5 protein-coding genes are annotated in these 11,736 nt (G+C 67.6%); 3 read left to right on the top strand and 2 right to left on the bottom strand.

Translation table 11 applies throughout. From position 1 onward, the window contains the following. Positions 1–119: 119 nt before the first annotated feature. The 3 genes from RIA72_RS11840 (at position 120) to RIA72_RS11850 (ending at position 9,989) form a co-directional block, all read left to right on the top strand. Positions 120–5,960: an alpha-2-macroglobulin family protein gene (locus tag RIA72_RS11840; RefSeq protein ID WP_350032258.1), complete on the top strand. Its 5,841-nt coding sequence runs from the start codon at positions 120–122 to the stop codon at positions 5,958–5,960. Positions 5,961–6,189: 229 nt separating this feature from the next. After that, on the top strand, positions 6,190–8,331 hold the full coding sequence (pbpC, locus tag RIA72_RS11845; RefSeq protein WP_350032259.1) for a penicillin-binding protein 1C: 2,142 nt from the start codon (positions 6,190–6,192) through the stop codon (positions 8,329–8,331). Between the two features lie 101 nt (positions 8,332–8,432). Next, positions 8,433–9,989 carry an amino acid permease gene (locus tag RIA72_RS11850; protein WP_350032260.1) on the top strand — a complete coding sequence of 519 codons (1,557 nt, stop codon included), beginning with the start codon at positions 8,433–8,435 and terminating at the stop codon, positions 9,987–9,989. Positions 9,990–10,039: 50 nt separating this feature from the next. On the opposite strand, the gene RIA72_RS11855 is transcribed toward RIA72_RS11850, so the two are convergent. Together RIA72_RS11855 and RIA72_RS11860 are read right to left on the bottom strand one after the other, a co-directional pair. Next, complete coding sequence (locus tag RIA72_RS11855; protein ID WP_350032261.1) at positions 10,040–11,251, bottom strand: multidrug effflux MFS transporter; 1,212 nt, start codon at positions 11,249–11,251, stop codon at positions 10,040–10,042. Between the two features lie 169 nt (positions 11,252–11,420). Further along, positions 11,421–11,723, bottom strand: a complete 303-nt coding sequence (locus tag RIA72_RS11860) for a hypothetical protein (RefSeq protein ID WP_338426851.1) — start codon at positions 11,721–11,723, stop codon at positions 11,421–11,423. Positions 11,724–11,736 lie beyond the last annotated feature (13 nt).

Below are 11,736 nucleotides of genomic sequence, written 5' to 3' on the forward strand. Positions count from 1 at the left end.
CGCCGTCACAGCCCGGCCGCGATCGTCGATTAAGCGTGCGCGAAGTGCGGTGGCGGGTGGACTCATCCCCTTCTTTCCAGCAGGATAGACGTGCGGGCCAGCGAGGGGGAGGCGGTGTGATGACGATCGAATGGCGCAAGCTGGGCAGCTGGCTGGGGAGCCGCACGAAACTGGCGCTGATCGTCCCGCTGACGCTCGCGATGGCCGCGACCGCCGCCGATACCGTGCCGCAGGTCACGCTCGCGACTCCGGGTAGCAGCGGCACCGGCGAAGGCACGATCACCCGCTTCACGCTGCGCTTTTCCGAAGACATGGTCGCGCTCGGCGATCCGCGCGCCACCGCCCCGGCGACCAACGACTGCAAGCGCCCGTCGACCGGCCGCTGGGTCGACACGCGCACCTGGGTGCTCGAATTCGACAAACCGCTTCCCGGCGGGCTGCGCTGCCATGTCGAGCTGCGCCAGGGCCTCGTCACGGCGCGCGGCGTCGCCGTCACCGGCAACGACCGCTTCGCGATCGACACCGGTGGCCCCTCCGCGCGCGCGGTGCTCGCGGGCGGGATCGACGGCGGGATCGAGGAGGAACAGGTCTTCCTCGTCGCCACCAACGTCGCCGCCGACCGCGCCTCGGTCGGCCGCTACGGCTATTGCGCGGTCGACGGGATCGGCGAGAAAATCCCGCTCGACGTTCTGCCGCGCGCGACCGCGACAGAGATTTTGACGGGCCTTGGCGACGGCAATTGGTCGCGCCAATCCTTTGCCTATGACGCCGGGTTGCCGCTGCATATGCCCGCAGCGGGCGCGGATCGTGAGGCGCTGCTCGACCGCATCGTCCCCGTCAAATGCCGCCGCCCGCTGCCGCCGGGACGCGACATGGCGCTCGTCTGGGACGCGCGCATCGCGCAGGCGGGGGTGCCCGGCCGCACCGCGGGACGCGACCAGCGCTTCGACTATGACGTGCGCCCTGCCTTCACCGCCAAAATGTCGTGCAGCCGCGTCAACCCGCAGGCGGGGTGCAACCCGATCAAGGATGTCACGCTGCGCTTCACCGCGCCCGTCGCGCGCGACACCGCGCTCGCGGCGAAGCTCACCACCGCCGATGGCAAGACGATCGCAGCCAAGGTCGATGACGATGACCGAAATGACACCTATCTGACGCAGGTGCGCTTTGCGGGTCCGCTGCCGCAGAATGTCGATGCCACGCTGATCCTGCCTGGCGGTGTCACCGACCAGAGCGGCCGCGCGCTGCTCAACGCCGCCAATTTCCCGCTTAAATTCCACATCGACCGAACGCCGCCGCTGGTCAAATTCGCCGCAGAGTTCGGCATTTTGGAAGCGAGCGAGGGCGGCGTGCTGCCCGTCACCGTGCGCGGAGTCGAAGCCTCGCTCGTCCAGAAGAACCTCAAAATGCCAGCCGCGACGCTGCGTGTCGGCGACGACGATGCCGCGGTCGCGCGCTGGCTCCGCCGCGTCGAGGATGCCGACGACAGCGACTATCGCGAGGAAAAGGACGCCCGCGGCAAAGAGATCACGGTCAATTACACGGGCACCAAATCGGTTTTCGCGGGGGCCCCCTCGGGCGGCGAGCGTCGCGACATGCAGCTCACCCCGCCCGCGGGCGGCAAGGCGTTCGAAGTCGTGGGAATCCCGCTCGCCGAAAAGGGGTTCCACGTCGTCGAGATAGCCAGCCCCGAGCTTGGCGCCGCGCTGCTTGGCCGCAAGACGACGCGCTATGTCGCGACGGCCGCGCTCGTCACCGACATGGCGGTGCATTTCAAATGGGGCCGCGAAGGCTCGCTCGCGTGGGTGACGTCGCTCGCGAGCGGCCAGCCCGTCGCGGGCGCCGAAATCCGCGTCACCGACAGCTGTACCGGCCGCCTGCTTGCGCGCGGCACCGCCGACAAGGCGGGGCGCCTCGCCTTCCCATCGGGCCTGCCGCAGCCCGAAACCTACTCGAACTGCGAAAAGGACGCCGACCCCGCGCACAGCGAAGGCCATGCGCTGATGGTCAGCGCGCGGTCGGGCGACGATTTCAGCTTCACCCTCACCGACTGGGGCGACGGCATCCGCCCCTATGATTTCGACCTGCCCTATGGCTGGTCGGAGCGCGAGGACATCCTCCACACAATCTTCGACCGCGCGCTCGTGAAAGCGGGCGAGACGGTGCATATGAAGCATGTGCTGCGCCGCCCCGTCGGGCTCGGCTTTCGCACCCCCGAAGCGATGGCGGGCAAGCTTCGCCTCGTCCACCGCGGGTCGGACACCGAGTTCGAGATGCCTTTCGCGATTCCCGCGGGCGGCAGCGGCGAAACCATCTGGAACGTCCCCGCCTCGGCACCGATGGGCGATTATGAGCTCGTCTTCGTCACGAAGGACAAAAAGGGCGAGGACGACAGCATCTGGACCGGCCAGAGCGTGCGCGTCGACGAATATCGGCTGCCGACGATGAAGGCAGCGATCACCGGGCCGAAGGGATGGCTCGTGCGCCCCGCCACGGTGCCGATCAATCTCTTCGTCGGATATTTGTCGGGCGGCCCCGCCCCCGGCATCCCGGTCGAGCTGCGTACCAATTTCCGCGCCGCCTGGTCGCCGCCAGAGGATTATCGCGACTGGGATTTCGACGGCCGCCCGGTGAAAGAAGGCATCGTCCAGCTCGACGACAGCGGCGAGGAGCCCGGCGGCGAGCTGCCGCTCGCGCGCTCGGTACCGCTGACGCTCGGCGCCGACGGCACCGCGCGCACCGACGTCGTGGTCGATCAGCCGATCACCGAGCCGACGATGATGGCCGCCGAAATGGATTATGAGGATGCCAATGGCGAAACTTTGACGTCGAGCCGCCGCATCACCCTCTATCCCTCTGCCGTGCGCCTCGGGCTCAAGACCGATGGCTGGATGATGCGCGACGACGACCTGCGCCTCAACTTCATCGCGCTCGACTTGGACGGCAAGCCGATCCGCGGCCAGCGCGTCAATGTCGCGCTCTACAGCCGCCAGATCATCACCGCGCGGCGGCGCCTGATCGGCGGCTTCTACGCCTATGACAACCAGATGCGCACGACCAGGCTCACCGCCGACTGCGCCGCGACGACCGACGCGCTCGGCCGCGCAAGCTGCGCGATGGCACCGGGCGTTTCGGGCGAAGTCACCGTCGTTGCGACCACAACCGATGCCGACGGCAATGAAGCGCGCGCTGTGCGCTCGGTCTGGCTTGCGGGAGACGACGACTGGTGGTTCGGCGGCGACAATGGCGACCGCATGGACGTGATCGCCGAACAGCCGCGCTACGCCGCCGGCGACACCGCGCGTTTCCAGGTGCGGATGCCGTTCCGCGAGGCGACCGCGCTCGTCACCGTCGAACGCGAAGGCGTGCTGTCCAGCTTCGTCGTGCCCTTGAAAGGCACCAACCCCGTCGTAAAGGTCAAGCTGCCCGCAACCTACGCTCCCGATGTCTATGTCTCGGTGATGGCGGTGCGCGGACGTGTGACAGGCCAGGAAAGCTGGTTCCGCAAGATGAAGCGCGCGGTCGGCTTCAAGATCGAGACCAGCGAGGGCGCGCCGCCCACCGCGCTGGTCGATCTGGCCAAGCCCGCCTATCGCCTGGGCATCGCGCGTATCAAGGTCGGCTGGGAAGGGCATCGGCTCGGCGTCAAAGTGAAGGCCGACAAGGAAAAATATGCGGTGCGCGAAACGGCAAAGGTCGGCATCGAGGTCAAGACCCCCGACGGCAAGGCGCCCCGAAATGCCGACGTCGCCTTCGCCGCGGTCGACGAGGCGCTGCTCCAGCTCGCGCCCAATGAAAGCTGGGACATCCTCTCGGCGATGATGGGACAGCGCACGCTCGACGTGCTCACCTCGACCGCGCAGATGCAGGTTGTGGGTAAACGCCACTATGGCCGCAAGGCATTGGAGCCTGGTGGCGGCGGCGGCGGCGATCTCAGCGGGCTGACGCGCGAGGATTTCCGCCCCGTGCTTTTGTGGAAGGGCCATGTTCCGCTCGACGCCAAGGGCCGCGCGAGCATCGACGTGCCGCTCAGCGACAATCTGTCGGGTTTCCGCCTCGTCGCGATCGCGACCGACGGATCGCAATTTTTCGGCACCGGCGAAACGAGCGTCCGCACCGTGCAGGATCTCGGCGTTTTCGCCGGGCTGCCCGAACTCGTCCGCACCGGCGATGCCTACGACGCGCGCTTCACGCTCCGCAACGGGACCGACAAGGCGATGGAGGTCACGGCTACGGCGACCCTGACGCCCGCGATCGCAACCGCACCGCCGCTCACCGTCACCATCCCCGCCGGCGGAGCCGTGCCGGTGAGCTGGCAGATGACGGCGCCCGATAAGGCGGGGCCGATCGAATGGACGGTCGAAGCCGCAACCAAAGACGGCAAGGCGCGCGACCGGCTGGTCTTTGAACAGGTCGTCGAACCCGCGGTGCCCGTCGAAACCTGGGCCGCCAGCCTGTTCCGCGTCGGCCCCAACACGACCTTGCCGATCGCGGTGCCCGCGGGCGCGCTGCCCGGCGGATATGTCGATGTCGCGCTCGCGGGCACGCTCGCGCCGCCGCTCGCCGGGGTGCGCGACTATATGAGCGCCTATCCCTACACCTGTTTCGAGCAGCAAACGTCGCGCGCGATCGCGCTCGGCGACCTCGGGCGGTGGCAGGCGCTGGCGGGTGCGATGCCAACCCATCTCGATGACGACGGGCTGCTCCGCTACTGGCCGAACGAACGCCTCACCGGTTCGATCGAGCTTACCGCCTATGTGCTCGGCATAACCGCGGCGAACGGCTTTGCCATTCCCGAAGCCTCGCGCGCCAGAATGGTCGCCGCGCTGCAAGCGGTGGTCGAAGGCCGACTGACGCGCCGCGGCTATGGCCCGTGGGATATTCGTCCCGTCCGCATTGCCGCGCTCGCCGCGCTCGCACGCGCCGATGCGTCGAACGCGCGCCTCGTCGCCGCGATCGACATGGCGCCCGGTGAAATGGCAACGGGCACGCTCGCCGACTGGCTTGTCGCGATCGAGCGGACGCCGGGGGTACGGGGTGCCGCCGCGCTGCGCACCGCGGCCGAAGCGGAGCTTCGCAAGCGCCTCGTCTACGAAGGCACGCGCCTCGACCTTGTCGACGATGCACGCGCGCCGTGGTGGATGATGGTCAGCGGCGACGAAATGGCGATCAAGACGCTCGAAGCCGTGCTCGGCCGCAAGGGCTGGGAAGATGACGCGGGCAAGCTGATGGTCGGCGTCGCGCAGCGCCAGCGCAAGGGGCATTGGGACACGACCCCGGCGAATGCGTGGGGCGCCGTCACCGTCCGCCGCTTTGCCGAGCTGTATCCGGCGAGCGCGATCACCGGCGTCACCACCATCGGCCTTGCGGGCGAGACGGCCGCGCAAAGCTGGCCGCTTCCGGCCGAAGCCCCCTCGCCGCTCCGCGTCGCGCTCAACGCCGCGACGATGACCCTCAACCATCAGGGCGGCGGCGCGCCCTGGGCAACCGTCAGCGTGAAGGCGGCCGTGCCGCTCAAGGAGCCACTGAACGCGGGCTACCGGATCAAGCGCTCGGTCAGTATCGTGAAGGCCGCGAACAAGGACCGGCTGACGCGCGGCGATGTGATCAAGGTGCGGATCGAGGTCGTCGCGGCGGCGGGGCGGACGTGGGTGGTGGTTAACGATCCGATCGCGCCCGGCGCCACGATCGTCGGCAACCTCGGCGGCCAGTCCGAAATGCTGGCGAGCCAGGCGGGCGGATCGGGTGCGCAGCCGAGCTATGTCGAACGCGGCAAAGACAGCTGGCGCGGCTATTTCGGCTGGATGCCTGCGGGCACGCACGCGGTCGAATATGTCGTGCGCCTCAATGGCTCGGGCCGCTTCACCCTGCCGCCAACGCGCGTTGAGGCGATGTATTCGCCCGCGATCCGCGGTCAGTGGCCCAATGCGCCGGTAACGGTGGCGAGCGTGGGATCGTGATGGAAAGCTATCGGCCCTGTTCCCGTTCGTGTCGAGCGAAGTCGAGACACCCCGAAAGCGTGAGCAACGGCGGAGCATCTGGACTTCGCTCGATGCGGACGGGCAAAATGGACCGGGCATTTCGGCCATGAGCTCCTCATATGAGACCGTCATCCCGGCGCAGGCCGGGATCTCGACGGCGCAAGCGGACGCCATGATGAGATCCCGGCCTTCGCCGGGATAACGGAAAGTGGATAATCGACTTCCCGTGCGCCGCCTCCGCGACGCCCTCGCGTGGTTCGCCCTCGCCGCGCTCATCCTCACCACCATTGCGCACCTGCTCACCCGCCCCCCCGCGATGCCCGCCTTCGCCGCAGTCCGCGCCAACTGGCAACCCAGCGAAGCGTGGCTCTACGACCGCGACGGCCGCCTGCTCGACAGCGAGCGCGTGGATTTTCAGCGCCGCCGCCTCGCGTGGGTGCCGCTAAAGGACATCAGCCCCGCCGTCCGCACCGCCGTCGTGCGCGCCGAGGACCGCCGCTTCTGGTCGCACGGCGGGGTCGACTGGCTCGCGGTGGGAAGCGCGATCCGCGCGCGATTGACGCGCGAGAGCGGCAACAGCTCGCGCGGCGCCTCGACGCTCGCGATGCAGCTCGCCGCCTTCCTCGACCCCGGCCTCGCGCAGCCGGGGCAGCGCGACTGGCGCGCCAAGCTGCGCCAGATGCGCGCCGCGCAGCACCTCGCCGACGCCTGGACGCACGAACAGATGCTCGAAGCCTATCTGAATCTCGTGCCCCTGCGCGGCGAAGCCCAGGGCATCGGCGCGGGTGCGGCGAGCCTGTTCGGCAAGGCCCCCGCCGAGATGAACCGCATCGACGCCGCGCTCTTCGCCGGACTTCTGCCCAACCCCGGCGCGGGCATCGACGCGCTCGCCCGCCGCGCGTGCCGTATCGCGGGGGCCAGCGATTGCGCGGCGATCCGCACCGCCGCCGCGACGCTCGTTTCGGGCGAGCACGCCGCGCGCGCCGACCCCGGCCTGGCGCCCCACCTCGCCGTGCGCCTGCTCGACAAGCCCGGCAAGCGCGTCACCACCACAATCGACCGCCGCATCCAGAGCGCGGCGATCGTCGCGCTGCGCCGCCAGCTTGCCGGGCTGGGGTCGGATCGGGTGCGCGACGGCGCGGTCGTCGTGCTCGACAATGAAAGCGGCGATGTGCTCGCCTATGTCGGCGGCGTCGGTCTCAAATCGACCGCAGCGTCGGTCGACGGCGCCAACGCGCGGCGACAGGCGGGATCGACCTTGAAACCGCATCTCTATGCGCAGGTGATCGAACATGGCTGGCTCACCGCAGCGTCGATCCTCGACGACAGCCCGGTGCAGCTCGACACCGCGTCCGGTCTCTATGTCCCCAAAAACTACGACCGCAGTTTCAAGGGGCCGGTCAGCGTGCGCCATGCACTCGCCGCCTCGCTCAACGTCCCCGCGGTCCGCGCGCTCGTCATCGACGACGTCCAGCAATTCCGCGACCGCCTGTGGGCACTCGGCTATCACGGCCTTGTCGAGGACGGCGAATATTATGGCTTCAGCCTCGCGCTGGGATCGGCCGAGGTGTCGCTGGTCGAACAGGCCAATGCGTTCCGCACCCTGGCCAATCAGGGCCGCCACGCCCCCGTCCATTTCATGCGCAGCGAAAAGACAGAGCGCGCGCGGCAGGTCGTAAGCCCCGCCGCCGCCTTCATCGTCGGCGACATTCTCGCCGACGCGTCCGCGCGCGCCGATGCTTTCGGCGCCGACAGCGCGCTCCGCCTTCCCTTCTGGGCGGCGGCCAAGACGGGCACGTCAAAGGGTATGCGCGACAACTGGTGCATCGGCTGGTCGGACCGCTTCACCGTCGCGGTGTGGGTCGGCAATCTGGAGGGCGATTCGATGCGGGCCGTGTCGGGCACGTCGGGGGCCGCACCCGTGTGGCGCGACGTGATGCTCGCGCTCCACGCGGGCAATCCCGGCAAGGCGCCTGCCATGCCCGACGGCGTCGAAGCGCGGCGGATCAACCTGCCCGGCACGCGCGAGCCGCCGCGCCGCGAATATTTCGTTCGCGGCACCGCGCAAAGTGAAATGGCCGCCGCGCCCGCACTCGCGCGCCGCCCACGGATCACCAGCCCGGTCAGCGGCAGCGTCTATGCGCTCGATCCCGACATTCCGCTGGACCGTCAGCGGCTGGCGGTCACGGTCAGCGGGTCGGTCGCGGGATACCGTCTGCTTCTGGACAAAAAACCGCTCGGCGATGCGGATGCGGGCGCGCAGATCATGCCGCGCCCCGGCAGTCATATGCTCGCGCTGGTCGACCCCGGCGGGCGGACGATTGACCGCATACGCTTCACCGTACGATGAACTGTGTGTCACATGTCTGAAATTAAGTTGCGCTGACGTGCGGAGCGGTTAGTCTGCCCCGCCAGGAGAGGCCCGCGCCGGGCCCCAAAGGGGACTATTACATGATATTTGGTCGCGTCAAACCGCTCGACGCCATCTTGGCCACTGCCGAGAAAAAGTCGCTGCACCGATCGCTCGGTGCGTTCCAGCTCACCATGCTCGGTATCGGCGCCATTATCGGCACCGGCATTTTCGTGCTGACGGCCGAAGCCGCGCAAAAGGCGGGGCCGGGCATGATGTGGAGCTTCGTGATCGCGGGGCTCGTCTGCGTCGTCGCGGCGCTCTGCTATTCCGAACTCGCGTCGATGGTGCCCGTTTCGGGGAGCGCCTATACCTATACCTATGCCGTGATGGGCGAACTGCTCGCCTGGACCGTGGGCTGGGCATTGATCCTCGAATATGCGGTCGCCGCCTCGGCGGTGTCGGTCGGCTGGTCGGGCTATTTTGTCGGGCTATTGGCGAATGCTGGGATAAACCTGCCGATGGAGCTGACCGTCGGGCCCTATGCGGGCGGCCTTGTCAACCTGCCGGCGCTGGTGATCGCACTGCTCGTCACCTGGCTTTTGATGATCGGAACGACGGAAAGCGCGCGCGTCAATGCCGTGCTCGTGGTCATCAAGGTCACTGCACTCACGCTGTTCATCGTGCTGACGCTGCCGATGATGAAGGGCCAGAATTTCGACCCCTTCATGCCGAACGGCTGGTTCGGCCAGATGGCGGGGCTCGGTGCGGTCGGCGCCGCGGCGTCGATCTTCTTCGCCTATGTGGGCTTCGACGCGGTTTCGACCGCCGCCGAAGAAACCAAGAATCCGCAGCGGAATGTGCCGATCGGGCTGATCGCATCGCTGGGCATTTGCACCATCTTCTATCTGCTCGTCGCTGCCGGTGCGATCGGCACCATGGGGGCGCAGCCGGTTTCGGGCGCCGCGGGCGAAATCCTCTCGCCGGGTTCGACCGCGCTCGCCGAACGCTGTGCCTCGCTCGCCGCGCTGGGTCAGGAACCGCTCGTTTGTTCGCGCGAGGCGCTGGCGCATGTGCTGCGTGAAATCGGCTATCCGGCGATCGGCAATGCCATTGGCATCGCCGCCTTCCTTGCGCTGCCGTCGGTGATCCTGATCATGCTCTTCGGCCAGACGCGCATTTTCTTTGTGATGGCGCGCGACGGCCTGCTTCCCGAAAAGCTCGCGACGATCCACCCCAGGTGGAAAACGCCGCACGTCGTCACCATGATCACCGGCGTCGCGGTGGCCTGCTTCGCCGCCTTCCTGCCGGTGGGCAAGCTTGCCGACATTTCGAACTCGGGCACGCTCTTCGCCTTCTTCATGGTGGCGATCGCGGTGCTCGCGCTGCGCGTCAAGGATCCCGGCCGCCACCGCCCCTTCCGCACGCCGCTGGTGTGGGTCATCGCGCCGCTCGCGATCCTCGGCACGCTCGGCCTCTACCTCAACCTGCCGTTCGACGCGAAGATGGTGCTGCCCGTGTGGGGAGCGATCGGGCTCGTGCTCTATTTCCTTTATGGCTATCGCAAGAGCCACGTCGGCCGCGGCATCATCGAGGTGCACGAGGACGACCCCGATGCGCCGCCGCAGCCGGTCCCGCCGGTCCCGTCGCTCGACTGAGGCGCATGATGACAAGGGAAAGGGGGCTTCGGCCCCCTTTCTTTTGCCGGTCAGAAGGGCGCGCGCGGTGCGGTTCCGGGACGGGTGAACAGCTTGCCGCGTTCGGCCCAGATCACCAGCAGCAAGCCCACGACACCGGCAATCAGAAAGGCCATGGCGAGCGGCAGGGTGGTGCCGTCATATTGCTGGCCGATCGCCGCCCCCGCGATGGCGGCGAGCAAGGTCTTGGCAAAGCTTTGGTAGGAGGAGGCAATGCCCGCCATCTGGCCGAAATCCTCCATTGCGATCGACCCGAAATTGCTGCCGATAAAACCGATCAGCCCGACATTGACCATCATCAGCAGCGTGAACATCCACAAGGTCTCGCCGCCGCTGAGCGCAGCCACAATCTGCGCGAGCGCGACCGCCATATAGACGAACACCGCGGTCTGCGAGACGCGGCGCGCGCCAAAACGCTCGACGATCGCGGCGTTGGAAAAATTGGCGATGGCTATGCCGATCGCCACGACCGCGAACACCAGCGGGAACATCGCGCGCGCGTCGAACACCTCGCCGATGATCTGCTCGCTGCTGTTGAGATAGCCATAGAGCGCGCCCTGCATCAGCCCCGACGCCAGCATATAGCCGGCGGCGCGGCGATGGCGCGTGACCACGCCCCAACCCGCCACCATCGTCCGCCAGTCGAGCGGCCGCACATTGGCGGGCTCGAGCGTTTCCGGCAGGCGCCGAAGCCACAGCAGCATCACGCCGCCCATCGCGGCGAGCACAATGAAGATGGCGCGCCAGTTGGCGACCGCGACAATCCCCGCCCCGATCGCGGGCGCGATGATCGGTACGATCATAAAGACCAGAAAAATCAGCGACAGCCGCCTGGCCATCGCGTCGCCCGCAAACAGGTCGCGGATCACCGCCACGACCACTACGCCGAGCGCCGCCGAAACCGCGCCGTGCCCGAACCGCAGCACGAGCATGAGCGGAAAGCTTGTCGCAAGCCCGCAGCCGACCGAAAAGGCGATATAGGCAAAGAGCGCCGGCACCAGCACGCCCTTGCGCCCGAACCGGTCGGCAAGCGGGCCATAAAATAGCGAGCCCACACCGATCCCCAGGAGATAGGTGGAGATGATATATTGGCGGTCGTTCGCCACCGCCACGCCAAGCCCGTCGCCCATCGCCGGCAGCGCAGGCAGCATCGAATCGATCGCGAGCGCGTTCAGCGCCATCACCATCGCCATCATGAAAACCATTTCGCGGTCGCCGGGCATGCGGGACCGTTGGGGGGAGTCGGTCATTTTATGCATGGCGGCGGATATGGGCCTGCTCGACCGCTTTGGATAGCCCCGACGTCAGAATTTGTCGGGCCACAATGCTATTCAACGAAAAGGGCCGCCCTGCCAGTGCGGCAAGGCGGCCCCTCTTTGGTTCGGAGGCGGATCAACCCTGGCGCGTGCCGGTCATCGCCATCGACCCGAAGGCACCCGCCTTGATCGTGCCGGTCAGCGCGTCGCCGTCGATCGTCGCTTCGCATTCGAGCGTCATCGGCATCGGCACCTTCATGTTCATGGTCCAGGTCAACTTGTTCCCGTCGACCTTGCCGTTTTCGACGTCGAGCGAACCCATCGCCCCGGCGTTCTGGCCGGTGAAGCTGTCGCCGTCGCTCTTGACGGTGAAGACCGATTTCTGGTCGCCCATCGGCGACTTGGTGACGCAATCATAGCTGCCATCGACTTGGGACATATGCGCTCTCCTT

It is taken from the genome of Sphingopyxis sp. (assembly GCF_040216815.1).
In the GTDB taxonomy this organism is placed as follows: domain Bacteria; phylum Pseudomonadota; class Alphaproteobacteria; order Sphingomonadales; family Sphingomonadaceae; genus Sphingopyxis.